General features: G+C 69.4%; 18 protein-coding genes. 12 read left to right on the top strand and 6 right to left on the bottom strand.

What is annotated here, in order from left to right; genetic code table 11:
* Positions 1 to 33 precede the first annotated feature (33 nt).
* A complete protein-coding gene (locus BLQ73_RS18065; RefSeq protein WP_176955526.1) occupies positions 34 to 2,445 on the top strand; it encodes a helix-turn-helix domain-containing protein in 2,412 nt (803 codons plus the stop codon).
* A gap of 109 nt (positions 2,446 to 2,554) precedes the next feature.
* Here the strand turns inward: BLQ73_RS18065 and BLQ73_RS18060 are convergent, their stop codons facing one another.
* Positions 2,555 to 3,295, bottom strand: a complete 741-nt coding sequence (locus BLQ73_RS18060) for a creatininase family protein (RefSeq protein WP_176955525.1) — start codon at positions 3,293 to 3,295, stop codon at positions 2,555 to 2,557.
* Positions 3,296 to 3,657: 362 nt separating this feature from the next.
* Between BLQ73_RS18060 and BLQ73_RS18055 the strand changes: the two genes are divergently transcribed.
* The 10 genes from BLQ73_RS18055 (at position 3,658) to secD (ending at position 16,974) form a co-directional block, all read left to right on the top strand.
* Positions 3,658 to 5,010, top strand: a complete 1,353-nt coding sequence (locus tag BLQ73_RS18055; RefSeq protein WP_093171639.1) for a cytochrome P450 — start codon at positions 3,658 to 3,660, stop codon at positions 5,008 to 5,010.
* Positions 5,011 to 5,032: 22 nt separating this feature from the next.
* Positions 5,033 to 5,941 (top strand): terpene synthase family protein, encoded by a 909-nt coding sequence (locus BLQ73_RS18050; protein ID WP_093171638.1) that lies wholly within the window; start codon positions 5,033 to 5,035, stop codon positions 5,939 to 5,941.
* A complete protein-coding gene (locus BLQ73_RS18045) occupies positions 5,938 to 7,554 on the top strand; it encodes a prenyltransferase/squalene oxidase repeat-containing protein (RefSeq protein ID WP_245691169.1) in 1,617 nt (538 codons plus the stop codon). Before BLQ73_RS18050 ends, BLQ73_RS18045 begins: the two co-directional genes overlap by 4 nt.
* A gap of 253 nt (positions 7,555 to 7,807) precedes the next feature.
* Entirely contained in the window at positions 7,808 to 10,261 is a 2,454-nt protein-coding gene (locus BLQ73_RS18040; protein ID WP_245691168.1) for a nitrate- and nitrite sensing domain-containing protein, read from the top strand.
* A gap of 94 nt (positions 10,262 to 10,355) precedes the next feature.
* Positions 10,356 to 10,787, top strand: a complete 432-nt coding sequence (locus BLQ73_RS18035) for a roadblock/LC7 domain-containing protein (protein ID WP_093171635.1) — start codon at positions 10,356 to 10,358, stop codon at positions 10,785 to 10,787.
* Entirely contained in the window at positions 10,784 to 11,170 is a 387-nt protein-coding gene (locus tag BLQ73_RS18030) for a DUF742 domain-containing protein (RefSeq protein WP_093171634.1), read from the top strand. The genes BLQ73_RS18035 and BLQ73_RS18030 overlap by 4 nt, the downstream gene beginning before the upstream one ends.
* The gene (locus tag BLQ73_RS18025; protein ID WP_093171633.1) at positions 11,151 to 11,768 is read left to right on the top strand and encodes a GTP-binding protein; all 618 of its coding nucleotides are present in this window, start codon (positions 11,151 to 11,153) and stop codon (positions 11,766 to 11,768) included. The genes BLQ73_RS18030 and BLQ73_RS18025 overlap by 20 nt, the downstream gene beginning before the upstream one ends.
* A gap of 163 nt (positions 11,769 to 11,931) precedes the next feature.
* Positions 11,932 to 14,085 (top strand): putative Ig domain-containing protein, encoded by a 2,154-nt coding sequence (locus BLQ73_RS18020; RefSeq protein ID WP_093171632.1) that lies wholly within the window; start codon positions 11,932 to 11,934, stop codon positions 14,083 to 14,085.
* 155 nt (positions 14,086 to 14,240) lie between these two features.
* Entirely contained in the window at positions 14,241 to 14,645 is a 405-nt protein-coding gene (locus tag BLQ73_RS18015; RefSeq protein ID WP_143020319.1) for a hypothetical protein, read from the top strand.
* A 49-nt stretch (positions 14,646 to 14,694) separates the two neighbouring features.
* Positions 14,695 to 16,974 (top strand): protein translocase subunit SecD, encoded by a 2,280-nt coding sequence (gene secD / locus BLQ73_RS18010; RefSeq protein WP_275936298.1) that lies wholly within the window; start codon positions 14,695 to 14,697, stop codon positions 16,972 to 16,974.
* Between the two features lie 42 nt (positions 16,975 to 17,016).
* Here secD and BLQ73_RS18005 read toward each other — a convergent pair whose 3' ends face one another.
* From BLQ73_RS18005 to BLQ73_RS17990, 4 genes are all read right to left on the bottom strand, one after another.
* Positions 17,017 to 17,685, bottom strand: coding sequence for a response regulator (locus BLQ73_RS18005; protein ID WP_093171630.1), 669 nt, complete (start codon positions 17,683 to 17,685; stop codon positions 17,017 to 17,019).
* Entirely contained in the window at positions 17,682 to 20,213 is a 2,532-nt protein-coding gene (locus BLQ73_RS18000) for a DUF4118 domain-containing protein (RefSeq protein WP_093171629.1), read from the bottom strand. The genes BLQ73_RS18005 and BLQ73_RS18000 overlap by 4 nt, the downstream gene beginning before the upstream one ends.
* Before the next feature lie 177 nt (positions 20,214 to 20,390).
* Entirely contained in the window at positions 20,391 to 21,689 is a 1,299-nt protein-coding gene (locus BLQ73_RS17995) for a hypothetical protein (RefSeq protein WP_143020318.1), read from the bottom strand.
* A 160-nt stretch (positions 21,690 to 21,849) separates the two neighbouring features.
* Positions 21,850 to 22,965 (bottom strand): NAD(P)/FAD-dependent oxidoreductase, encoded by a 1,116-nt coding sequence (locus BLQ73_RS17990; RefSeq protein ID WP_143020317.1) that lies wholly within the window; start codon positions 22,963 to 22,965, stop codon positions 21,850 to 21,852.
* A 186-nt stretch (positions 22,966 to 23,151) separates the two neighbouring features.
* Between BLQ73_RS17990 and BLQ73_RS17985 the strand changes: the two genes are divergently transcribed.
* Positions 23,152 to 23,610, top strand: a complete 459-nt coding sequence (locus BLQ73_RS17985) for a hypothetical protein (RefSeq protein WP_093171626.1) — start codon at positions 23,152 to 23,154, stop codon at positions 23,608 to 23,610.
* Here the strand turns inward: BLQ73_RS17985 and BLQ73_RS17980 are convergent.
* Positions 23,597 to 25,708: a hypothetical protein gene (locus BLQ73_RS17980; RefSeq protein ID WP_093171625.1), complete on the bottom strand. Its 2,112-nt coding sequence runs from the start codon at positions 25,706 to 25,708 to the stop codon at positions 23,597 to 23,599. The genes BLQ73_RS17985 and BLQ73_RS17980 overlap by 14 nt on opposite strands.
* Between the last annotated feature and the right edge of the window lie 94 nt (positions 25,709 to 25,802).

Genomic DNA, 25,802 nt, shown 5'->3' with positions numbered 1-25,802 from the left:
GCTCTATCTCTATATACGTAGATGGTTCTGATAATGCCAAGTGCCGTCCGTCTTACAAATGCAACCCTCGATGTCCTCGACGTCTTCGCCTCCGCCGCCGGAGAACCCGTTTACGGGCTTCAAATCGCCACCCTCACCAAGCGCCCCACGGGGACCGTCTATCCCCTTCTGACCAGACTGGAAAAGGTCGGCTGGCTCGAAGGAACGTGGGAATCCGCAGGTCACCGAGGAAAAGGGCCGAGGCGTCGCTATTACCGCCTGACCAGTCAGGGGCAGGAGCATGTGACGATCGCGCTGCGCAAGCGCGACCGCGACCGCCCCGCGGCGGCGGCCTCCACCCCACCCGTTCAGAACCCCGCCCGCGAACCCGGCGGACCGGTCTCCTCCGACCTCGTCGTCGCGGAGTTCACCGGCGAACTCCGCGCACTGCGCGCCCAGGCGGGCAACCCGTCGCTCCGGCAGCTCGCCGTACGCACCTACTACAGTCCGGCCGCGCTGTCCGAGGCGTTCTCCGGCCGCGGCCTGCCGTCCGAACGCCTGCTTGAGGCCATCGTCTGGGCCTGCGGCGGGGATCTCTCCGAGTGGGCCATGCGCCGCAACCTCGCCGAGCAGAGCATCCGGTACGGCGTGCGCATCCCCGTCAGGTTCCCCGACTTCTACCCCCTCGGCATGCGGTGGGCGCTCGACGCACTCGCCCGCGTCGGCCTGAGCTCGGCCGACGACGAGGACATCGCCCAGGAGACCATGCTCACCGCGCACCAGCGCTGGCACGACGTGGTGAGCACCACCCCCGACCTGAGACGCTGGGTCACCCAGCAGGTGGCGCGGCGCGCCCAGCACATGCGGGCGCTCCCGGCCGACCCGCTGCCGGAGGCGGACGAGCCGGAGAATCCGGCCGTCCTCACCGTCCCCGACCTGGCCGACGACGTGGTGGAGCGGTTCGCGGTGGGCGATCTGCTGAAGCAGCTCGACACGCGGACGGCACAGGTGGTCTACCTGCGCGCGGCGGGGTTCCCGGTGAAGGACATCGCCGAGCTCGTCCAGCTGACCCCGGTGGCGGTGCACGGGCGGCTGGGCCGGGCCCGGCACCGGCTCAGAGTGGCGCGGATGGAGCCGATCAGCCCGCAGTACGCGGAATATCTCAAGCATCTGGTGCGGCTGCGGGAGCGGGCGGGGATGCCGACGCTGAGGGACATCGCCGCGCAGGTGGGATACAGCCACACCCACATCGCCACCGTTCTCGACGGCCGCGCCCCCCTGCCGAGCTGGGACTTCACCGCCCGCCTGGTGCGCACGCTGGGAGGGGGCGCCGACGCTGCCAGGGAGCTGTGGATCGAGGCCCGGCAGCCCGAGCCCGAAGATCCCGACAGTTTCACCGATCTCGCGGCCCGGACCGGCGACACCTTCGCCCTGTGGAAACTCGCCGACCAGCTTGAGCGCGCCGGCAAGGCCGACCAGGCCGCCGGGGTGTGGCGTACGGCGGCGGCCCTCGGCAACACCTACGCCATGTCGGTGATGGCCGACCTCCTCGAACGCGGCGGCGACACCGCCGAGGCCGAGGCGTGGCTGCGCCGGGCGGCCGAGGCGGGCGACGGCGAGGCCAAGCGGGAGCTGACCCGGCTGCTGGAGAAGACGGACCGGGCCGGCGAGGCCATCCAGATGTGGCGGCAGACCCCGGGCACCGAGGCCAAGCGGGAGCTGACCCGGCTGCTGGAGAAGACCGGAAGGATCAACGAGGCCGTGCAGCTGTGGCAGCAGGCCGCTGCGGGCGGGGGCATCCAGGCCATCATGGAGCTGGCCGCGGTGCTCGATCGGGCGGGCCGGGCGGAGGAGGCGACGAGCATGTGGCGGCAGGCCGCCGCCGGGGGCAACCGCACCGCGCTCAAGACCCTGGCTAGCAGGCTGGCCAGGGCGGGGCAGGTCGAGCAGGCATGCGCCCATCTCCGCAGGGCGGCCGACGCGGGCGACATCTCCGCCATGCGCGAGCTCGCCGTACTACTGGAGCAGGACGGCCGGGTCGAGGAGGCCATCGAGACCTGGCGGCGGGCGGCCGACGCGGGCGGCGCGTCGGCCCTGCGTGAGCTCGCGGTGCTGCTGGAGCAGGCGGGATTCATCGACGAGGCCATCGAGACCTGGCACCGGGCCGCGGACGCGGGCGTCGACATCGCCCAGGAGGCCCTCTCCCGGCTGGAGCGCAAGCCCATCTCGATTCTGCGGGCCGAGTCGGCGCTGCATCGCGCGGCGAGTGCCGGGGACAGCCTGGCCATCCTCGGCCTCGCCGACCTGCTGAGCGCTCAGGGCAGGTCCAGAGAGGCCGAGGAGGTGCTGCGCAAGGCCGCGGTGGAGGGCGACGCGGTGGCGGCGCACGCCCTGGCGGACCGGCAGCGCCGCAGGGAGTTCGAACGATCGCTCCTTCCTGATCAGTGGCCGGGGGAAGGGCCGTGACGCGGACGGCCGGAACGATCCACATCACAATGACCGAAATCCGGCAGTTCACTCTCCGTGCTGGATTACGGACTAAACCGTCTCTCTGGTTGAATGCGCCCCAATTAGGCTATTGAGCCTCACGAAGCATTGCTTCAAGGACATCAACGACATTGGCCATGCAGTCCCTGCCCAGGGCGGCGGTCGCCCCTCGCGGATCACCGAGCACTCCGGTCGGCGCCACGGCGGCGAGCCCCTCCTCGATGAGCCTGTCGCGCGGCACGTCACCCATGAAGCCCGGCTCCGCCAGCTCCATCTTCACAAGGTCTGGCCGGATGGCCAGGATGACCGACGTCTCGGAGGCCTCGGCGTGCGGCAGCTTCACCATGGGCAGGGCGGCGTTTCTCAGCGCCGCGATGTAGGCCCGGGCGTAGGCCGCGAGATCGGAAAGCACCACCACCCGGCGCCCCGGAGTCTCCAGCCTCTCGCGCAGGCGGTCGGCGCCGCGCGCGAGCGGCCCGTAGTTGCCTCCATGCGTGGAGCACACCACGATCCTGGTGAACCCGCTCTGGAACAGGCTCGCCGCATAGGCCTCCACCACATCGATCAGTACGGCCTCGGGCAGCGAGATCGTGCCGGGGAAGGAGAGGTGGTGGTCGGCGCAGCCGACCGGGATCGGCGCGGCCAGCAGGGCCCCGATTCGGTGGGCGAACAGCTCGCCGACGGCGTACGCCTGGTAGGTGTCGGTGAATGTGGGCAGATGCGGACCGTGCTGCTCGGTTGAGCCCACGACGACGACGGCAGTCGTGCATCCCGCCGCGATCCGCTCACCCACTTCGGTCGTCGTGAGCTCCCACATACGTACGCTCATCACTCCACACTCGCAGGTCGCACGCCGGCGGCGGCTCCCGGGGTGGCGGTCGGCACCCCGCTCGGTCTCCATGTCCGAAACACCGCACGAACCCGGACCGAAACCCGGTCGACGGGGAGGGCCCAAAAACCCGTCCTTTATTCACTGCGTTACGTCGGCGGCCACGGGATGGGTACGTCTCTCTACCCGGACGCGGGCACGAATTAACGCGTGTATATGCTTGGAAAACTAACAGCCGTAAACGGTTGATCACTGTGAGTTGCTCGTGTGATACTTCAGCGGCACCGGATAAGCAAAGTGCTGAAAGCTCACTCTTTCGACACGGGGGACCATCGTTCCGGTCATCAGAAAGGATCGAACCCATGTCGGCGGCTGTGAGCAACGCGCGCCCCAAACGCCTTGTCAGCCATCACCGGTTGTTCGCACGACTGCTCCGCGACCCGCTTGGAGCATTAGAGGACCTCGGCCGCCAGGCCGGCGGCGACGTGGCCGAGGTCAGACTCGGATGGTTCACCGGCTACCTTGTGACCCACCCCGACCATGTGCAGCACGTGCTGAAGGGCAACCACGAGAACTACATTCGCGAGGGAATGTTCTGGCGTCCGTTGAGACGCCTTCTCGGCAACGGAATTCTTATCGGCGAAGGCCGTTCTTGGGAGCACAGCAGAAAGGTTATTCAGCCTTTCTTCACCTCCAGGAGCATTCATGCCCACGCCGACGTCATAATTCAGGCCGTCGGCCGGCAGGTCGACCGCCTCGATGAGGCGGCGGCATCCGGCAGAACGCTGGACGCGCTGACGGAGATGAATAGAATTCTGAGTGCGGCCTCGATCCGGATCTTCTTCGGTGACCGGCTGACGCCCGCCGAGGTCGCACGGCTGGTCCCCGCCTACGACCGGGCGTCCGCCTCGGTCGTGGCCCGGCTGCTCCTGCCGTTCGTGCCCGACCGGTTCCCCCTTCCCGGCGACCGCGCCTTCCGGCGCGCGACCCGCGACATCGACGACGTCGTGTACTCGCTTGTGGAGCGCACTAGGCGGCAGCCGGACGGCGATGACGTGATCTCGGTCCTGTGCCGGGCGCAGGGCGACTCGTGGGACGAGGCGGCCAGGCGGGGGGTCCGCGACGACGCGGTCAACATGATCGGTGCGTCCCTGGAGACCTCGGCGCAGGCGATGGTCTGGCTGTGGCCGGTGCTGCATCAGAACCCCGAGGTGGCGTCCGCCGTACAGGAGGAGATCGACCGGGTCGTCGGGGCCGGGCCGGTCACCCCCGAGCATCTGCCCCAGTTGCAGTACGTGAAGGCGGTCCTGCAGGAGGTGCTCCGGGTATACCCGTCGGGGTGGTTGTTCCCCCGTATGGCCCTGCGGGAGGACACGATCGGCGGGGTGCGTATCGCTCCCGGGGGAAATGTGCTGATCAGCCCCTATGTGACCCAGCGGATGGAGGGGGTCTGGGATGACCCTCTCGCCTTCAAACCCGAGCGCTTCCTCACCAAGGGCTCGACCAGGCACCACCGCTACGCCTACTTCCCTTTCGGCGGCGGTCCCCACACCTGTGTCGGCAACCACATGTTCCTGGTCTCCGCGACGCTCGTCGCCGCGACCATTTTGAGCAGGTACCGCCCCGTGCTGGTGGGTGCGACGACCTTCACGCCCGCACCGGGCGCGGCGCTTCGCATGCGCGAACGCGTGAACCTCGCGCTGATCCCCAGGTAGCGCTCCGGAGGAAACGCTTTTCATGAACAACAGCATCCGCACGCTATGGCCTGCCGCCGAGGCGGGCCGGATCTCCGCCGCCGCGGGAAAGATCCAACGGGCCCTGGGCAGGTGCGCGGCCACCTACCCCGGCCTCTACCGCGCCGAGGCGTTCGACCCGGCCCTGCAGAGCACCCTCGCCGACGCCTTGGCGCACAGCGCGCCCTGGCTCGACGCCGACCGCCTGATGATGGCAGGCAAGGCCTCCTTCTGGGCTTTCGGCCTCGACTGGCTCGTGGACTACGCGGCCGACTCGCAGGACGACGTGGACGATGTCGTACGGCGCTGCCTGGCCGTGGCCGACGGCGGCCGACCGGCCGACGACGACGACCTGGCGCGTTTCCTGGCCGACCTCCGCGACGAGTTATCCGCCGCGCCCGCCTTTCCCGCGCTGCGCGGGGTGTGGCGCGACGAGCTGGGCAGGATGCTCGCGGGCATGCGGACCGAGTGGGAGTGGAAGGCGGCCCGTGCGGAGGGGCGGACGGACGTCCCCGACCTCCGCCGATACCTCGCCAACGCCGACAACCTCGGCTTCACGTTCGTCCTGGTCTCCCACTGGGTCACGATCTGCGAATCGCCGGCGCCGGATGACGTCCACGGCGTCCACGGCATCCACGGCGTCCTCGCCGCGGCGAGTGAAGTGCAGCGCGTCATCCGGCTGCTGAACGACCAGGGGACCTACCGACGGGACACCGTCTGGGGCGACCTCAACGCGCTGATGCTCGACACGCACGAAGCGGTGAACGAGGCACTGGCCCGCCACACCCGGCGGGCACGCGAGCTGCTCGCGGCGCTGCGGGTGGATCAGCCCGATCTCGCGGACTTCATGGAACGGCAAATGGACTTCTGTGCGGGTTTCTACAGAGTCACAGACTTCTGGGGAGAGCTTTGAGAGCCGACGATCTGATGGCCGACTTGACCGCCCGACCGTTAGGGGAGGTCACACCGTCGGTCTATGAGACGGGGCGGCTGGTGTCGCTGGCGCCCTGGTTGACGGGACACGATCAACGGGTCGAGTATCTGGTTCGTTCCCAACGCGCGGATGGGAGCTGGTGGGCACCCGCAGAGTTCGGGCTGGTGCCCACCCTCAGCGCCACCGAGGCGCTGCTCCGGCTTCTGACCTCGGGAGGCGGGGGCACGGCGGGCGGCACGGCGGGCAGCACGGCGGGCAGCACGGCCGCCCTGGCCGACGCCGTCGACCAGGGGCTGGCCGCGGCCTACCGCCGCCTGAGCGACCGTCCGGCCCCGCTGCCCGACACCCCCGGGGTCGAGCTGATCCTGCTGTCGCTGATCGAGCAGGTGAACGAATACCTCGCCGCCCTTCCCGACAGCGGAGTCTCCGGGCTCGACCAGTGGCGGGGCGAGGCGCGGATCCCCCCACCGCCCGGGGTGGATCCCGGGATGCTGCCGGCCGTGCGAGCGCGGGTGGCGTCGGGGACCGGGGTGCCGAAGAAGTTCCTGCACATGCTGGAGGTCGCCGGCGACAGCGCCCGCCGGGCCCCGACGATCCGCCCTTCGGACACGGGAAGCGTGGGGGCCTCCCCCGCGGCCACCGCGGCGTGGCTGGGCGGGGAGGGCACGGGCGATATGGAGCGTTCCGCCATGTCGTACCTGACGGACACCCTCGCCGCTCACAGCGGTCTCGCGCCGTGCGCCTATCCGATCACGCTGTTCGAGCGGTCCTGGGTGCTGAGCGGGTTGTCGCGGGCGGGCGTGCCGTACTCCTTACCTGCGGGAATGGCAGAGGAATTGCGTGGGGCGCTCGGGCCGGACGGCACCGCCACCGGCAGCGGGCTGCCTGTGGACGCCGACACGACCTCGGTCGTGCTCTACGCCCTGGAGCTGCTGGGGCTGGAGATCGACCCAGAGGTTCTGCGGGGATTCGAGCTGGACGACCACTTCTGCACGTGGCCGGGGGAGGACGGGCAGTCCGTCACGGTGAACGCGCACGTGCTGGACGTCTTCGGGCACTACGGGGCCTCCCACCCCGGCTCCGATCACACCGCCACCCGGGACAAGCTGTCGCGATGGCTGCGCGAACGTCAGGATCCCGACGGGAGCTGGTCGGACCGCTGGCACACCTCCCCCTACTACGCCACGGCCGGTTGCGCGGTCGCGCTGGACCACTTCGGCACCGAGACGTCGGGGGCAGGGGCCTCGGTGCGGGCGGCGGTCCGGTGGACGCTCGACACGCAGCAGTCGGACGGCTCGTGGGGCCGTTGGAACGGCACGGCCGAGGAGACGGCCTACGCGATGCACACGCTGCTGATGACCCGGTCCGTGTCCGACCACCGCTGGCGAGGGGCGGTGGACCTGGCCGTGGAACGCGGGCTGGACTTCCTGGCGGAGCGCGTCGCCAACGCTGAGGACCTGTCAGGCGAGCCGCCGCTCTGGGTGGACAAGGATCTCTACCTGCCGGGGGCGATCGTGCGCTCCGCCGTACTGACCGCGATGCACCTTGCGCAGGTCAGCGCCCCTCTTGCCGCACAACGGAGGGCAATATAACCATAGCCCCACGCATCACCCCAACCCGGACACATTAGCACTTACAGACAATGTCGCCTTGAGTGAAATTGTGCTGATTGCTAAAGTGCCCGAGGCGCCCGAACGTCGTAGGCGACGCATCGCGCCCGGTGACATCCAGCAGCGGATAACTGTAAAGAAGCTTGCTAGGTGTCCAGAACCGCTCTGAAAATTATTCGCCGGGACTGGTCTAATGCGATTTCGCAACTCGCGTGTGCGAACCAAGGTCACAGCCATGCTGGTGTCACTGGCCGCACTGTGGGCGTTCGCCGCCTGGGTGACCCTGCGCGAGGGCATGAACGTCCTGTGGGTCAGCACCCTCAACCAGGGGGTCTCCGAGCCCAGTGAGCGGCTGGTCACCGAGCTCCAGCGTGAGCGCAGGCTCACGGTCGTCCGCCTCGGCGCGCCGTCGACGCAGAGCCGTACGGCTCTCGCGTCGCAGCGCAGGCAGACGGACGCCGCCATGGCGAACTTCCGCGAGCTCGTGACCGGCTCCGACGTGGACTTCGCGGCCACGCCCGCGCTGCGGACGCGCATCCAGGAGACGCTGGGACGCCTGGACGACCTGCCCGCGGGACGCAAGGCCGTCGACCGCGGAGCGACCGCCGGCGAGCAGGCGCACCGCGACTACACCGACACGATCAGGGCGTTCTATCGCATCTACCAGTCGCTCGGCGCCCTGGACGACGTGGAGGTCGCCAAGGACATCTCCGTCCTGATTGAAATGAGCCTCGGCATGGAGCTCCTCTCTCAACAGGACGCCCTTGTCGCTGGTTTTCTGTCCAGCGGCCGATTCGGCGATCGGGAGCGGATCACCTACGCCCAGATCGTGGGAGCCCAGCGCCATCACGTGTCTGATGCGGCGTCGGACCTGCCGGAATTCGACCACGCGCAGTATGCGAAATTTATTCAGGGTAGCGTTTATTCGCGTTTTCGGGCCCTTGAGGATTCCCTCCTCCAGGGCACGGCGACGGGCCTCTCCGCCCCGGTGACCCTGGACCAGTGGACCACCGCGGCCACCGCCGCGGTCAACGAATTGGACCGCGTCGTCCTGTCCGCCGGTGACCGTCTGGTAGAGCGCACCACGCCCGTGGTGGCCGGAGTCATCGTGCGCCTGGTGCTCGCCGGCGGCCTCGGACTCATCGCGGTCATCGCCTCCGTCATCCTCTCCGTCACCACCGCCCGCGCGCTGGTCGCCCAACTCGCCAAGCTGCGCGTCTCCGCCTGGGAACTCGCCAACGAGCGCCTGCCGGGCGTCGTCAGCCGCCTCGGCCACGGCGAAGAGGTCGACGTGGCCGCGGAGGCGCCGCCCCTGGCGTTCGGCACCGACGAGATCGGCCAGGTCGGCGAGGCGTTCAACGCCGTACAGCGCACCGCCATCGAGGTCGCGGTCGAGCAGGCCGAGCTGCGGCGCAGCATCCGCGACATCCTGCTCAGCCTGGCCCGCCGTACCCAGTCGCTCGTCCACCGGCAGCTCACCCTGCTGGACGCGATGGAGCGCAGGGAGGGCGACCCGAACGAGCTCAGAGACCTCTTCCGCGTCGACCACCTCGCCACCCGCATGCGACGCAACGCCGAGAACCTCATCGTGCTCTCCGGCTCGTCGCCCGGCCGCGCCTGGCGGCGCCCGGTGCCGATGGTCGACGTGGTGCGCGGCGCGCTGGCCGAGGTCGAGGACTATACGCGCGTCACGGTGATGCCGATGGGCGAGACCAAGCTCGTCGGGCGGGCCGTGGGCGACGTCATCCACCTGCTCGCCGAACTGGTGGAGAACGCGGTCGCCTTCTCGCCTCCCTACACGATGGTGCAGGTCAGCGGTCAGATGGTCTCGAACGGCTACGCCATCGAGGTCGAGGACCGCGGCCTCGGCATGAGCAGCGAGGACCTCGCCGCCACCAACGAGCGGATCGCCGACCCGCCCGAGTTCAACCTGTCGAGTACGGCACGGCTCGGGCTGTACGTGGTCAGCCGCCTCGCCGAGCGGCACCACATCAGGGTGTCGCTCAAGGATTCGCCCTACGGCGGCACCACGGCCGTCATCCTGCTCCCCCGGGAGATCGTGCTGGAGGAGGGCGAGGACGCGGGCGAGGAGGACGCCTCCGACTCTCCGGTCGCCGTGCCCCGCCTTGAGGCCGCTCCCGGCACCGGCGGCTCGCACCCGCCGGTCAGGATCGCCTCCGTCAACGGCACCTCCACGCTGCCCGACGCGGGACGCAGGCCGGCGCTGACGGCGGTGCCCGAACTGCAGGACCGCGACAGGCTTGAGGAGCTTCTCCGGGACCGGCCCGTCGAGCGGCCCCTGCAGGACAGCACTCCTCCCCCGCCCCTTCCACCGCAGCCGGCCCGGCAGGAGGAGCCCCCTCCGCAGACGACCGACTTCACTCCCTCCGGATTGCCCTTCCGGGTACCGCAGGCAAGCCTCGCCCCACGCCTTCGGACCGATGGACCTCTGGTAGACGACCACGACGGCAACGCCGACGATGCCGATCGGTCGCCCGACGAGATCCGCAAACTCATGGGGGCGTTCCAGACCGGCACGCTACGCGGGAGATCCGACGCGGCGATGCTGCTGAGAGGCGACGCCGATCAGGCGTCCACGCCGCCTCCACAGCAGTGGCCGGACGCCTCCGAACCCCCTCGGGAAGGCGGCTCGACTCCGCCCCCGTCAGATGGCGGATCGGTGCCCTGACCCGGCATCGGTCACGATCGCGTGTGTGCCGGACAGCCTGAACAGCCGTAGGTCGGCGAGCGGCGGTCTCGGCCGGCAGAAGGAGGACAACTAAGTGGTGCAGAAGACAGGTTCTTCGGCCGACCTGACATGGTTGCTGGACGACCTGGTGGGGCGGGTGAAGGAGGCGGAGCACGGGATTCTCCTCTCCACGGACGGGTTGTTGATGGCGTCGTCGCACGGGCTCGACAGCGAGGACGCCGAACACCTGTCCGCGGTGGCCGCGGGAGTGCAGAGTCTGGCCCGCGGGGTCAGCGAGAGGTTCGGCGGCGGTGCCGTACGGCAGACGATCATCGAGATGAGGTCGGCGTTCCTGGTGGTGACGGTGGCCGGGGAGGGGGCCTGTCTGGCGGTGCTGTGCCGGGAGGAGGCCGACATCGGCCTCGTGGCCTACGAGATGGCGATGCTCGTCGTGCGGGTCGGTCAGTATCTGACGTCTCCGGCACGCACGCCTGAGGTTCGCGCGGGGAGCGAAGCGTCACGATGACACCGGCCGAGGGACCCACCGAGGATCGCTGGCTCGACGACGAGGCAGGGCCGATCGTAAGACCGTACGTGATGACACGCGGCCGTACCGAACCGACCCGCGGCAAGTTCGATCTCATCTCCCTTGTGGTGGCCACCCGGCCGACGGCGGCGCTTGAGGTCGGGCTAGGCCCGGAACACCTCACCATTCTGCGGCTATGTGAAGAATTCCTGTCGGTGGCCGAGATCGCCGCCCGCATGGACCTACCCGCGGGCACCATACGGGTGCTGCTCGGCGACCTGCTCGACAGAGACTTCATTGAGGTCTCCGAGCCCCACCCGGAGACGGACATGGACGACGACTGCTTCTACCAGGCGGTGATCGATGGACTTCGGTCGCTCTGACCGGAGCGCGGCGCGCAAGAAGGCACCTTCCGCGATCAAGATTCTGATCGCCGGAGGATTCGGAGCCGGCAAGACCACCATGGTCGGCGCGGTCTCGGAGACGGCGCCACTCCGCACCGAGGAAACCCTCACGGATCGGAGTGTCGGCGTCGACGACATCTCCGGCGTGGAGGCCAAGCACACGACGACGGTCGCGATGGACTTCGGCCGGATCACCATCAAAGACCAGTACGTGCTCTACCTGTTCGGCACACCGGGTCAGGAGCGCTTCTGGTTCGTGTGGGACGAGCTGGCGCTCGGCGCGCTCGGCGCCGTGGTGCTGGCCGACACCCGCAAGCTCGCCGACTGCTTCCCTTCGGTCGACTTCTTCGAACGGCGCGGCACGCCGTTCGTCGTCGCGGTCAACTGTTTCGACGGCGCGCGTATCTACGCGCTCGACGAGGTGCGGCTGGCCCTCGGGCTCGATTCGAGCGTCCCCGTCGTGCTATGCGACGCACGTAAGCGCAACTCCGGCAAGGAGGTGCTCATCAACCTCGTGCAGCACGCCATGCGCACCCGGGGAAAGCGACCGCGTCCCGAGGGCGTTCCGGCGAGCTGACTCCCCCACGGCCCGGGAGACACATCCCGGGCCGTCACCATGTTTCCCCTTGACTCCCGCATTGCCCCAAATGAGCACCGCGCGGGTATGTAGCGATGGTTACCGTCTGTAGCTACTTCGTTACGTATGTGGCGCAGACATGCACACATTCGGGGGAAACTGAATGACCGTAGTCCGATCCGGCGTGCCCCTAGGCCACCGGACTCTGATATCAGCGGTGCTCGCCACCGCGGTGGGAAGCATGGCCCTCATCGGCATGCCGGCCCACGCCTCCTCCTCAACGCCTCTCCAGGCCGCAGTGGAAACCATGGACAGCCGGGCGGCGGCGCAGCCCGTCAAGAAGGACCCGTACCCCGCGCCGCACCCCGAAGACTCCCCGGACCCGGATCCGGCCCCGGTCTTCGTCACCACGTCCCTCAACCTCACCGGCACCGTCGGCACCGCGATCGCCGGACAGCTCAGTGTCCAGAAGCTCTACGGGGTGACCGTCACATATTCGGTGGTCGACGCCGCGAAGCTCCCCGCGGGCATCACCATCAGCGCCTCGGGCGCGATCAGCGGCACGCCGCGCGAGGCGGGGACCTACCGCGTGCCCGTCAAGGTGTGCACGAACCTCGGCACCTGCACCAACGGCACGGTCACCTTCACCATCGCCGCCCAGCAGACCGTCGAGTTCACCGTCTCGGCCAGTAGCGCCGCCGCCACCGTGGGTGTCGCCTACTCGGGCGCGTTCACCTTCACCTCCTCCATCGGCTCCGCCGTCACCGTCACGGTCACCGACACGGCCGCGCTGCCTCCCGGTCTGACCTTCAGCGCCGACGGCAAGATCACCGGCACGCCCACCAAGGCGGGCACCTACGAGGTGCCCGTGCGCATGTGCGCCGGGGGCGTCTGCCAGACCGCGTCGCTCACGATCGTCGTCAACCCGGCGCCGACCACGGTCAACTGGAAGATCTCCATCACCTACACCGGGGTCGTCGGCCAGGCGGGCAGCGGTTCCATCACGGTCACCGGCACCCCGCCCGGCGCCGGTGTGACCTACACCGTCACCGACCCCTCCAAGCTCCCGCCCGGCATCACCATCACCGCCGACGGCAAGATCACCGGTACGGCCACCACTCCCGGCACTTACACCTTCCCCGTGAAGGTGTGCGCGGGCGCGCTCTGCACGACGCTCAACGTCACGATCACAGTGGGCGCTCCGGCGACCTCCAACTGGAAGATCTCCATCACCTACACCGGCGTCGCCGGCCGGCCGGCGAGCGGTTCTATCACGGTCACCGGCACCCCGCCCGGCGCCGGTGTGACCTACACCGTCACCGACCCCTCCAAGCTCCCGCCCGGCATCACCATCACCGCCGACGGCAAGATCACCGGTACGGCCACCGCGAGCGGCAGCTATGCCGTACCGATCAAGGTGTGCGCGGGCACGGTGTGCGGGAACATCGTCGTCACTCTGACGATCACGACGGCGGTGTCGTCCACGCTGTCGATCAGCGTGGACGGGTTCAACGGTGTGGCCGGGCGTCCCGCCACGGGCACGCTCACCGTGACGGGCCTGCCGGCGGGCGGCACGCCGACCTTCACGGTCACCGACCCGGGCAAGCTCCCGCCGGGCATCACCATCACCGCCGACGGCAAGATCACCGGCACGGCCACCACGGGTGGCAGCTATGTCGTGCCGATGCGCCTGTGCATGGGCACGGCCTGCGTCGACTTCACCATCACCCTGAACATCAGCACGGTCAGCTCCTCGGTGCGCAACATCACGCTGGTGAACTTCAGCGGCTCGGTCGGCCCGGTGACCGGCCGCTTCATCATGGAGGGCGTCGAGAGCGGTGTGTCGTTCACCGTGACGGACCCGTCCAAGCTTCCGCCGGGCGTGACCGTGCGGACCGACGGCACGCTGGTCGGCACGGCCACCGTGGCGGGCACCTACACCTTCCCGGTGCGGATGTGTGTCGGCACCGCGTGCGGCACCGCCTCACTGACGATGACGATCCTGCCGCAGCGGCCCGTCACGCAGACCGTCAAGGTCACCGCCACCATCAAGATCACTGCCGGCCGTCCCAGTACGGCGAAGCTGCCCGGTCGGCCCGGCCAGATCTTCACCGTGCTGACCCCGGCCAACCTGCCGCCGGGCATCTCCATCACGAGCGACGGCCGGGTCATCGGTACGGCGAAGGCCATCGGCAAGTTCGCCGTGCAGATCGAGGTCGCGACCCCCGGTGGCGCGTCCGAGACCTGGCAGACCACGTTCGAGGTCTGCAACTGCGCGGGCGCGCTGAGCGTGAGCCCGTTCGCCGCGAAGAGGTAACTCCTCCCTCATAGCACCCAAGGGCCCACAAGGCCCATCAATCCCATAAGGAACGCCGCCGGGTATCCACGCCCGGCGGCGTTCCCCGTGTAATGCCCACCTTCGTAGGCGCAGCGGGTACGGTGGGCGGCAGATCACAACCCGCGAGGTTCACGGTGGCCGTCGGAGAAGCAAGGCTGGTGCGCCGGCGCAGGCCGCCGAGCGCTCTGCTCGCGCTGCTCATCACCGTGCTGCTGGCGACGGGCCAGAGCGGGCTCGCCACCGCGACCTGGCACTCGTTCTCCACCCCGCCCCCGGTCCAGGCCGGGCCGGTGCGGACCGTCGACAACACCCCGACCTCCCAGCCGGCCGCACCGGAGTGGCCGGTTCTCGCGGTCGCGGGCGGCTTCTCGGGCGCGGCCCCCGCGGGCGGCGCGTCGGCCGTCCGGCCCGCGGCGTACAGCACCGCCGGCGTGGCTGTCGCGCCCCGCCCCCGGCCCGCACCCCGCGACACGCGGGTGCATCCGCTCGCGGACGCGGGCGTCGCGCCCGGCCGGGCGCCTCCCTCTCCACAGGTCTGAGTTTCCGTAGATCTTTCCGCTTTCCCCACTTGGCCTGTGGAGGCTTCCTTTGTCACGTCCACGTCCCTATCTTTGGCGTGCGCTGGCGGCGCTCGCCGTGATGGCGGCCGCACTGGCCGTCACCTTGACCATGTCGCCGCGCCTCGGGCTCGACCTGCGCGGCGGCACCCAGCTCGTCTTCGAGACGCGCGACTCCCCGACCGTCAAGGCCGACGCGGAGGCGACCGACCGCACGGCCGAGGTGCTGCGCCGCCGAGCCGACGGGCTCGGCGTGGTCGACCCCGTCATGGTCCGCTCCGGTGAACAGCGGATCATTGTGGAGCTGCCCGGCGTGCTCGACCCGCGCAAGGCGGCCGAGGTGATCGGCCGGACCGCGCAGCTCACGTTCCACCAGGTGCTCGGCACCGCCGACGACACCACCAAGCCCGGTCAAGGCGAGCTGGTCCTGCCCGACGAGTCCGGGCAGAAGCTCCGTCTCGCCGCGGCCGGGCTCACCGGAGACGGCATCTCCGACGCCGCCCCCGGCATCGACCCGCAGTCGGGCGGCGGCTGGTTCGTCAGCATGGACTTCCGCTCCGAAGGCGAGCGCGACTGGGCCAAGCTGGAGGGGACGGCGGCGTGCTCGCCGTACGGCGACCCGAAGCGGCGCGTCGCCATCGTCCTCGACAACAAGATCATTTCTTCGCCGCAGATCAACGAGAGCGTCGCCTGCAACGCGGGCACCGGGGGTTCACGGCAGATCACCGGCTCCTTCACCGCCGAGGAGGCCGAGGACCTCGCGGTGCTCATCAAGGGCGGCGCGCTCCCCGTCCCCGTCGAGATCGTCGAGCAGCGCACGGTGGGCCCCACCCTCGGCGCCGCCGCGATCACCGCCAGCGCCCAGGCCGCCGTCATCGGCGCGCTGCTCACCGCGCTGTTCATCACCGTGATCTACCGGCTGGTGGGCCTGCTCGCCACGGTGGCGCTGGCCTGCTACGCGCTCATCTCCTATGCCGCGCTCGTGGCCTTCGGCGCGACGCTTACCCTGCCGGGGCTCGCGGGATTCGTCCTCGCCATCGGCATGGCGGTCGACGCGAACGTGCTGGTCTTCGAACGGGCCCGCGAGGAATTCGGCGCGGCGCCGTCCGGCGGCCTGCGCGGCGCACTGGAGAAAGGCTTCCGCAACGCGTGGAGCGCCGTCGCCGACTCCAACATCACCACGCTGCTGGCGGCGGGCCTGCTGTTCGTGCTGGCGTCCGGACCGGTGCGCGGCTTCGGCGTGACCCTGTCCATCGGCGTCATCGCCTCGCTGGTGTCGGCCATGGTCATCACCCGAGTCCTGGCCCGCTGGGCGGTCGACCGGGGCTTCGTCCTCAAACGGCCGAAGATCTCCGGCATCGCCGACACCGGGCGTGTCCGCGCCTGGCTCACCCGCCGCAACCCCGACCTCATGAAGCGCCGCGCGCTCTGGCTCGGTACGGCTGCCGCCATCACCGTCCTGGCCCTCGCCGGCCTGTTCGTGCGCGGCCTGAACTTCGGAGTCGAGTTCACCGGCGGGCGCGTGGTCGAGTTCGCCACCACCCAGGCGGTCGGGGCCGACACGGCCCGGCAGGCCGTCGCGGACGCCGGTTTCCCCACCGCCGTCGTGCAGAGCAGCGGCGACGACATCTCCGTCCGCACCGGCCAGATCAGCAACGACGACGTCGTGAAGATCCAGGAGGCGCTGGCGGGGGTCGGCGGGGACGCCGTCAAGCAGCGTGACGAGCTCATCGGCCCGAGTCTCGGCGAGGAGCTCCGGCGCAACGCCCTGATCGCACTGGGCGTGGCGCTCGCCGCTCAGCTCCTGTACCTCGCCTTCCGGTTCCGGTGGTCGTTCGGGACCGCCGCCGTGGCCGCGCTGGCCGTCGACGTGGCCGCCGTCGTCGGCGTGTTCGCCTGGCTCGGCAAGCCGATCGACGGGGTGTTCCTGGCGGCGATGCTGACCGTCATCGGCTACTCGGTCAACGACAAGGTCGTGGTTTTCGACCGGGTGCGGGAGCTGTGGGGCGCGCAGCCGAAGGGGTCGCTGGCCGGGATCGCCAACTCCGCCATCCTCCAGACCGTGCCACGCACGATCAGCACCGGTCTGGGCGCGATGTTCATCCTGGCCGCCCTCGCCGCGCTCGGCGGGGACTCGCTCACCGACTTCGCGATCGCGCTGCTGATCGGCATCGTGACCGGAACGCTCTCCTCGGCGTTCGTCGCCGCACCGCTGGCGATCAAGTTCGAGCGTTTCAGCTCGGCCCCGCCGCCGCGCCCGAAGGTCAAGCGGGTGTCGCGTCCGCGCGAGGGCTCGGGCGCGGTGGTGTAGGCGGCTGCCCGCACTGCCTGCACCACGGCGTCCGCGTCGGCCTTACGGCTGGAAGCGGTAGCCCATCCCCGGCTCGGTCAGCAGATGCGCCGGCCGGCCGGGGTCGGCCTCCAGTTTGCGGCGCAGCTGCGCCATGTACTGGCGGAGGTAGTGGCTCTCCTTGACGTAGGCGGGTCCCCACACCTCCGTCAGGAGCTGACGCTGGCTGATGAGTTTGCCGGGATTGCGGATGAGCAGTTCGAGGAGGTGCCATTCGGTGGGCGTCAGCCGTACACCGCCGGAGATCGTCTTGGCGGCGAGGTCCACCTCGAAGGTCCCGACCTGGACGCGGGGTGAGCCGCCGTCGGTCACGGCGGTGCGGCGGGTGATGGCGCGGATGCGGGCCATCAGTTCGTCGATGCCGAACGGTTTGGTCACGTAGTCGTCCGCGCCGGCGTCCAGGGCGTCGACCTTGTCGTGGCTGTCGGCGCGGCCCGACAGCACGATGATCGGGATGGCGGTCCAGCCGCGCAGCCCGTGGATGACCTCGACGCCGTCCATGTCGGGAAGTCCGAGGTCGAGCACCACGAGGTCGGGGTGCCAGTCCGCGGCCTGGCGCAGCGCGCTGCCGCCGTCGGAGGCGACCGCGACCTCGTAGTGGCGGGCCGCCAGGTTGACCCTCAGGGCGCGCAGCAACTGGGGTTCGTCGTCGACGACCAGGATGCGGGTCATGTGCTCTCCACCAGGGGAAGGGTGAGGACCATCGTCAGGCCGCCCCCCGGGGTCTCCTCGGGCCGCAGCGAGCCGCCCATGGCCTCGGCCAGACCGCGCGCGAGCGCCAGTCCCAGGCCCACCCCCGTGTGAACGTCCCGATCACCGAGCCGTTGGAACGGTAGGAAGATCCGTTCGCGGTCGGCTGCCGGCACCCCGGGGCCTCGGTCGATCACTCTGATCTCCATGATCTGCCCGTGGACGCCGGCCGTGACCAGCACCCGTTCCTGCGGTGGACTGTACCGGACAGCATTGGACATCACGTTCACCAGCACCCGTTCCAGAAGTGCCGGATCCGCGGAAATTGCGGGGACACATTCGGGAAGGCTCCAATTCAGCCGGGCCGCCTGCCCGCCGAGATCGTCGAGTGCCCGGGGAAACACCTCGTCCAAGGCCACGGCCTGCAGCGACAACCCCAGCACCCCCGCCTGGAGCCTGCTCATGTCGAGCAAGTTGGTCACCAACCGGTCGAGCTTGGCCAGCGACTCCTCGGCGGTGGCCAGCAGCTCCCTCTCGTCGTGCTCGCTCCACTCGACATCGGTCGCGCGCAGGCTCTCCACCGCCGCCTTCGCCGACGCGAGCGGCGTGCGCAGGTCGTGGCTGACGGCCGCGAGCAGTGCCGTACGCATCTTGTCGGCCTCGGCGAGCGGACGCGCCTGCTCGGCCTCCCGGCGCAGCCGCTCCTGGCGCAGCGCCACGGCGGCCTCGGCGGCGAACGCCTCCAGCACGCGGCGGTCGGAGGCGTCGAGAAGCCGCCCTCTCGCCGTCAGCACCAATTCGTCGTCGATGGTCACGTCCGTGTCGGCCGCCGCCGGAGTCGTGCAGGGCGCTCCCCCGGAGGTCGCCACGATCCGCCACGCCTCCGGGTCGGAGGTGTCGCCGGGGCTCGGCGCCTCCCGCCGCTCCAGCAGCGTCACCGCCCCCAGGCCGAACGTCTCGCGCAGCCGCGCGAGCAGCGCGTTGAGCGCGTGCTCACCGCGCAGCACACTGCCGGCGAGGGTCGACAGCACCTCCGCGTCGGCCCGCGCCCGAGCCGCCTCACGGGTACGGCGGGCCGCCAGATCGACCACCGCGCTCACCATCGCGGCGACCAGCACGTAGATCGACAGGGCGAGGATGTTGTCGAGCCCCGAGACGGTCATCGACTGGAAGGGCGGCGTGAAGAACCAGTCGAGCAGGGCGAAACCCACGAAGGCCGCGGTGATCCCGGGTCTCATCCCGCCGACCAGGGCCACGCAGACGACCATGAGGAGGAACAGCACGATCTCGCTCGACAGGGTCAGCCACCCGCGGAACGGCGTCAGCAGCCACGCCACCGCCGGCATGCCGAGCAGGGCCATCGCCCATCCGGTGGCCCGGCGGGACCGCGACAGGACCGCGCGCTGCGCCCGGGGGCGCCTGCTTCCCGAGGCGACCTCGGCGTGGGTGACCAGATGGACGTCGATCGGCCCCGACAGGGCCGTGGCGGTCACCCCCACCCCGCGCGAGAGGAGCTGGGCGAACCTGCCCCGGCGCGACGCGCCGAGCACGAGCTGGGTCGCGTTGACGCCCTCCGCGAAGTCGATCAGCGCCCGGGGCACGTCGTACCCCACCACCTGGTGGTAGGTCCCGCCGAGGCTTTCGACGAGCGTACGCTGCCGGGCGAGGTTGGCCGGATCCGCACCCGTCAGGCCGTCGGACCTGGTGATGTGGACGGCGAGCAGGTCGGCGCCCTTCGTGCGGGCCGCGATGCGCGCGGCCCGCCGTACGAGCGTGTCGCCCTCAGGGCCGCCGGTCAGGGCCACCACGACCCGCTCTCTCGTCTCCCACAGGTCCTCGATGTGGTGGCCCGCGCGATAGCGGTCGAGCTGTTCGTCCACCTTGCCCGCCACCCAGAGCAGCGCCAGCTCACGCAGGGCGGTCAGGTTGCCCTCGCGGAAGTAGTTCGCCAGGGAGGCGTCGATCTTCTCGGGCGGATAGACATTGCCGTGCGCCATACGCCTGCGCAGCGCCTCCGGGTCGATGTCGACGAGTTCGACCTGGTCGGCCCGGCGCACCACCTCGTCGGGCACCGTCTCCCGCTGCGGCACCCCCGTGATCTGCTGGACGACGTCGTTCACCGACTCCAGATGCTGGATGTTGACCGTGGAGATCACGTCGATGCCCGCGTCGAGGATCTCCTCGATGTCCTGCCAGCGCTTGACGTTGCGCGAGCCCGGCACGTTGGTGTGCGCCAGCTCGTCCACCAGCGCCACCTTGGGCTTCCTGGCGATGACCGCGTCCACGTCCATCTCGGTGAAGACCGCCCCGCGGTGCTCCATCGACTTCCTGGGCACGATTTCAAGGCCCTCGACCAGCGTGGCCGTGACCTTGCGCCCGTGCGTCTCCACCAGGCCCACCACGACGTCGGTGCCCCGCCCCTGACGACGCTGTCCCTCGCCCAACATCGCGTACGTCTTGCCGACGCCGGGGGCCGCACCCAAATAGACGCGCAACCGCCCGCGTGCCATAAAACCCCTCCTTCCGAGTCCAGGCTACGACCGCAGGCGGTCAGGCTGATCAGCATGCGAAATTCTGGATTTTCGCCGCTTCTCAGGGCGTTCTGGACTCGGATCGTCGGGGTAGTCAGGAGCGTTCAGGCAGGGGGTCCAGGCGGGGCGGTCAGGCGGGGGTCCACACGGAGGGGTTCAGGTGCCGGTGAGGTAGACCGTGCCGAACGCCTCGGCGAGCTTGGCCAGGTCGCTCTTCACGTCGACCTCGGGCGCGGCCGGGTCATAGAAGGTCGCCAGGCGCTGCCGTACCTCGTCGAGCGCCTTCAGCCGGTCCCAAGTGGGGGTGGCCGCGAGGCCCTCGCCGTACACGCGGTGCACCTCGCCCTTCGCGTCGGTCCACCGGGTCCACACGTTCACCGTCTCGGCCGCGTCGTCCAGCAGCGGCATCGCCACGCGCGCCGCCACGATCTTCTCCGCCTGCGCCGCGGTGAGCCGGGAGCCGCCGGGGGCGGCCAGGCTCGCGTCCTCCGCCGCCACCTGCGCGAACGCGTCCCACGCACGGGCCTTGATCTGCACCCACTGGTTGCGCTGCGCCTGCTCGGCGTCGATCTTCCAACGGGAGTACGCCTGGCCGAGCAGTACGCCGTCCACGGCGAGCTGGTCGACGGCCCCGCCGCGCACATACGTCTCGACCTGCTCGGGGACCAGCAGCGGGTACTTCTCGCGCATCTCGGCCTTGCACTCCTCCACCGCGCCGCACGCCAGCTCCGGCACGACGGTGTGCAGGGCCAGTTTCTTGCCGGGCAGGGCCTCGCGCAGCGACTTCGAGGTCGCGGTGACGAACCTGTTGATCTCGTCCAGGTCGGTGAAGGTGCCGTTGTAGCCGAGCTGCGAGGTGAACCGCACCCCGACCACACCCGGCTGCGCCGCGACGGCCACCACGCGCTTCAAGGCGGCGGTGTACGCCTCGTCACCCGCCTTCCAGTCGTCGGCCAGCTCGGTGTTCACCCACACCCGCAGCCGCGACTCGACCGCGGCGGACACGGCCCGGCCCGTGTCGCTCTCCTTGGCCGCCGCCGCGGCGGCCTCATCGGCCTTCACCTCGTCGGGGTCGACGTAACACGCCGACCCCGGCGGGTCGCATTCGGGCTTGGCGCCGTCGTCGACGTAATCCTCCGGCAGGGGATCGCCCTCGCCGCCCTCGATCGGTTCGCCCGTGACCTCCTTGAGGCAGTCGCCGTCCTGCGGATCGCAGTAGGCGCCCTCGGAGGGGAGGGCGCTCTCCATCGCGTCTCCGCTCAGCCAGAAGAGCGCGGTGTCACGCGCTTCCTCGGGCGTCGCCATCCAGCGACAGACCACGTAGGCCGGCCGGTCCGCGCCGAGCAGGTCGTTGCAGCTCCGCGGGTCCTCCTCGGCGAGCGCGCTCGCCCCCGGCAGCCCCACGCCGAGCACCGCCACTCCGGCGAGCACGGTGACCATCCTCCGCAGACCCAACCGCATTAGCCTCAACCCCATCGTCGGAGCAAAACGATCAGTCTGACCTTATCCAGCCGATCTAGCTACGAATAGGGGCACAAACACCTCACCATTCTCCCCGGGTCTATTTCTGTCCGTGCGCTATCGGCAGCCCCACGGCGCTCTCGACCCGCCCGCGTCACTCCGTGAGGCCGCTGGTGCGCAGACCGCGCGCCGCCGTACGGTCACCCAGGCCGAACCACGGCTCCGGCTCCCGATCGCCGTCGAGAAGCTCCACCATGTAGTCCGCCAGCGTCGGCGCGTGCTTGAACCCGTGGCCCGAGTCCCCGCCCATCAGCCACACCCCGTCCGCCACCTCGGCGATCAGCCAGTGGCCGTCCGGCGTGGAGATGTACTGGCAGACCTGGCTGAAGACCACCGGCAGCTCTGCGAGCGCGGGGAACCGCTTGCGCAGGTAGGCCCGGGCCATCTCCTCGCTCGCCGGCGAGACCATGCGGGTGCCGTTCTCCGGGTCGTACGGCTCGCCTTCGGCGTCCGAGGTCGCCTTCATGCCCACCCCATCCACATCGCCGTGGCCGTACACCGACACCCCGTAATCCACCCACGCGGGCACCCGTGGAGCGCTCCACTCGGCGGGAACACCGAAGTGGAACGTGTCCTGCTTGGTGACCTCAAGACCCGCCACCTCGGGGAACAGCTCGGGCAGCCACGCCCCGCACGCCCACACCACCCGGTCGGCACGCAGCACCTCGCCGCCCAGCACGACCCCCGTCCCGTCGTACGGCAGAGCCCGTCCCCGCACGAACTCCACCCCCGCCGCCCGCGCCAGCTTCGCGATCACCTGCACGGACCGGCGAGCCCGCAGCACACCCGCTTTCGGCTCCCACAGGGCGAAGGCCAGGTCGTCCCCCACGAAATCCGGGAAGACCCGGCCTATCCTCTCCGGTTCCCAGATCTCATGCGGCACCCCCACCTCCTTCAACACCCTCGCGCTGTCCGCCTCCCACCCATCCGGATCCCGGGCGAACCACAGCAGCCCCGCCTCGACGAACAGCGTCTCCCCCGAGCGCTCCTCCAGCGCCCGCCACGCATCCCTCGCCTGCCACGCCATGCGGGTATACCACTCGTCCCGCCCGTGCGCCGAGCGGATCAGCCGCGTCTCGCCCGCGCTGGCCTGCCGTACATGTCCCGGCTGGTGCTGCTCCACCACCGTGACCCGCCATCCCGCCTCTGCCAGCCGCAACGCCAGCGAAGTGCCCCAGATCCCCGCACCAACCACTACAGCAGACTTCATGCCGATCACCCTGCCCTTAAGCCATTTGCCCGAATCGTGCCACACCCCGCAATCGTTGTGAATTGGTAAACCTGCCAAGCCACTCCCCGCCGGAGTGGCCCCCTGCCGACCCCGGCCGACTTGAACGCCCGCCACGCCCTCGGGGACGATAGTGATCGTCTGCGTTGCCGTTCCGAAGGACTAGCGATGCCCCGCAAGGTTTCCGTACGGCTCACCGCACCCATCCTGGCCATGGGGCTGCTGCTCACGGCCTGCAGCAACGACGAACCCACGGTCTCCCAGGCGGCCAAGTCCCTGGAGGGACAGATCCTGAAGCTGCTGGAGAAGCGCTCCGCGCGGGATATCCAGGTCACCGACCCCGGCGGAAAGGACATCCCCTGCGGGGACGACCGCTTCAAACGCACCTACGCCGCAACCGGCCGGGACGAGTCCTCGACTCTTGCACCGGGATCACTCAACGCCTTGCTGCTCGGAACCATGCCTAGCGTCGCAAAGCACACAATGCTGCCACCGAAGGCCGCCCAGAACCCGAATGCGATTTCCACCGTGTCCGTCGAGGTGACCAAAACATTTCTCACGTTCAACTCATCGACCGCCGGAGTCTATTCGGCGCAGGGCGAAACAGCATGCCTCAGTCGGTCGTGAGAGGAGATTTGTAAATGGGGACGTGGTTGAATCCAACACCCTTGGTGCCCTCATAGGCGGTGGCCAGCTTCTCCGACAGGGCACCAGCCGATAGCTCATCACCGCCGCCCTGGCCATTGTCCGCAAACCACTGCTCCAAGGAGTTTATGGCTTTTGGTCCCTTCTTGGCGATATCAGCAAAAGGCAGAAGGTGACCGTCCCCATCCACGATCTCCGCCCCCATGCCGTTCGAGGTCGACGCGGGCGGCACCGTGGGCAGCACACCTTGCGTGGCGAGAATCTGAGCCATCCCATATTGACGGCCCCGACTCTGATCCACCTCTCCCTTCAGGAACTCCTCCTCATCGTCGCCGGGCTCCTCACGCACAAACGCGTCCCAGTAACTCACGCCGATTCCAACGCCTGTCCACGCAAGTCCCGCAACCCAGGTGGGTGGAAGGGCCAGTCCCATCACGCCAAGAGTTCCGCCCATGACAAGGCTCTCCACATCGTGAGCGTCCTTCGCCTCCTCAGGGTTGGGGTTGAGAACCCTTGACACAGCCCCGATCTCAAAGCCTCGCGTATATCCGAGCACCTCGAAAAGGTTGACCAGCGGATCGGAGCTGTCCTTCTTCCTGGCCTCTTCGACCGCCTTGGGCAAGTGGTCGCCGATGAGTTTCGCCATGCCGGATTCGAAAGGGGCTCGGCCTTCGGGGGTGCCGGCGTAGGTCGTCATGAACCTGAAGGTGTCTTCGGGGCTGAGCTGGAATGCCCCGTGGAGGCCGGGGATGCGGCCGGTGACGGGTTTGCCGTCGCCTTTGGCGTAGGTGGACGGCTGCGCCGCGTCGGCGTCGCCCATGTCGGCGCCGAGGACGATCTCCGGGGCGTAGGAGGCCGCGATCAGGGAGAAGTAGGGCCGGGCGTCGTCCGTCAGGTGGAACTCGTCGGCCGTCGTGATGACGGTGTAGGCGAAGAAGGATGACTCTTTCCCGTGCTGCCCCTGCTGCTCGTCGAGGGCGCCGGAGGCGGCGGCGAGCATGCGGCTGAAGGCGGCGGTCGTGCCGGGGGCGCCTTGGGGGATCTGGCTGTTGGGATGCTCGTTGAAGTTGGCCCAGCCGTTGAGTTTCTTCAGGTAGTCGGCCAGTTTGGGCATGTCCTTCCACGCCTTGACGTCGGCGGGAAGGGTGCCGAAGGGGGCCATGAGGCTGAAGGGTGTGCGCTGTTTTCCGCCGAGGTCGGTGAGTTCTCCCATGGTGAGGCGGGCGGCGGCGGGGTTGTTTCCGAGGGCGGTGAGGATGGACCGCAGCGCCTTTCCTCGGGCGGCCTGCTCCCAGGATGGTTTGCGGTGGTTCATTCCTTTGGGGGCGAGCATGGGGGCGGCGATCCTTGCCAGCCAGTCGGGCGGGTAGCTGCCCGAGGCCAGGAGGGGGGCGACTTTGTGGCCGTCGATGCGAGCACGGATCGAGGCGAATGTGGGGTTTTTGCCGCCGCCGGTGACGGCGGTGCCGAACGCGGCCCCGGCCACGCCGATCAACGGGTCGGCTGCGGCCCGGCTGAGCTTGTCGTCGAGTGAGTGGACCCCGTCCTGTCCTAACGCGGCGAAGAAGGCGGCGGTGAAGTGGGCGTCGAAGCGGTGCGGATTCAACTCGTTCATGAGCGCGGTCATCTGCTCTTTGGCGCTCGGCCCGATTATCCCCAGGTCGTCGGGGTCTACGGCGGCGAATCGCTTGCCGAGGTCGGTGCCGCGGCGTTGGGCCTCCGCAGGGGACAAAAACGGCGCTTGTTCGCCGTCTTCACGGTAGGGCTGCATTCTGCCGCCCTGAAACAGGGGCGGCAACTGTGGATCCCATGATGCGACCGGGGTGCTGATGGCCTGGAGGCGCTGCCGGAGTTGCGGGATCTGCTCCTGGACCCATCCCCCGATTTCCCCGAGAGGGTGAAGACTTGCGGTCGGCAGGTCGGCCGCGAGCAGTTCGCGCCGTATCCCCTCGGTTTCCTCGGCGATGATTTGCGCAGCACGTTCCATATCTGCGATGAACCGCTGCATCATGACCTTGTCGATACCGCTGAACTGCCCTGCCGGGCTACCGCTGTCCGACGCCGACGGATCGTTGCCCATGCCGCCTCGACCTCCGAGTGCCCATCGCGGTGAAACCGGTGCCGACAAGACTATTGTCGGCGGGCCGACCGGTCCGTGAAAAGGCGAACGCCGG

Origin of the sequence: Sinosporangium album, from assembly GCF_900100605.1 — a bacterium.
In the GTDB taxonomy this organism is placed as follows: domain Bacteria; phylum Actinomycetota; class Actinomycetes; order Streptosporangiales; family Streptosporangiaceae; genus Sinosporangium; species Sinosporangium album.
Note: the sequence above shows the minus strand (reverse complement) of the source record. Positions and strands in the feature narration are given on the sequence as shown.

What these genes read in the sequence shown, in the direction of transcription:
- BLQ73_RS17980 (WP_093171625.1), bottom strand. Translation starts at nt 25,708, where the DNA reads ATGGGCAACGATCCGTCGGCGTCGGACAGCGGTAGCCCGGCAGGGCAG.
- BLQ73_RS18055 (WP_093171639.1), top strand. Translation starts at nt 3,658, where the DNA reads ATGTCGGCGGCTGTGAGCAACGCGCGCCCCAAACGCCTTGTCAGCCAT.
- BLQ73_RS17985 (WP_093171626.1), top strand. Translation starts at nt 23,152, where the DNA reads ATGCCCCGCAAGGTTTCCGTACGGCTCACCGCACCCATCCTGGCCATG.
- BLQ73_RS18065 (WP_176955526.1), top strand. Translation starts at nt 34, where the DNA reads ATGCCAAGTGCCGTCCGTCTTACAAATGCAACCCTCGATGTCCTCGAC.
- BLQ73_RS18025 (WP_093171633.1), top strand. Translation starts at nt 11,151, where the DNA reads ATGGACTTCGGTCGCTCTGACCGGAGCGCGGCGCGCAAGAAGGCACCT.
- BLQ73_RS18050 (WP_093171638.1), top strand. Translation starts at nt 5,033, where the DNA reads ATGAACAACAGCATCCGCACGCTATGGCCTGCCGCCGAGGCGGGCCGG.
- BLQ73_RS18005 (WP_093171630.1), bottom strand. Translation starts at nt 17,685, where the DNA reads ATGACCCGCATCCTGGTCGTCGACGACGAACCCCAGTTGCTGCGCGCC.
- BLQ73_RS18000 (WP_093171629.1), bottom strand. Translation starts at nt 20,213, where the DNA reads ATGGCACGCGGGCGGTTGCGCGTCTATTTGGGTGCGGCCCCCGGCGTC.
- BLQ73_RS18020 (WP_093171632.1), top strand. Translation starts at nt 11,932, where the DNA reads ATGACCGTAGTCCGATCCGGCGTGCCCCTAGGCCACCGGACTCTGATA.
- BLQ73_RS18030 (WP_093171634.1), top strand. Translation starts at nt 10,784, where the DNA reads ATGACACCGGCCGAGGGACCCACCGAGGATCGCTGGCTCGACGACGAG.
- BLQ73_RS18060 (WP_176955525.1), bottom strand. Translation starts at nt 3,295, where the DNA reads ATGAGCGTACGTATGTGGGAGCTCACGACGACCGAAGTGGGTGAGCGG.
- BLQ73_RS17990 (WP_143020317.1), bottom strand. Translation starts at nt 22,965, where the DNA reads ATGAAGTCTGCTGTAGTGGTTGGTGCGGGGATCTGGGGCACTTCGCTG.
- BLQ73_RS18040 (WP_245691168.1), top strand. Translation starts at nt 7,808, where the DNA reads ATGCTGGTGTCACTGGCCGCACTGTGGGCGTTCGCCGCCTGGGTGACC.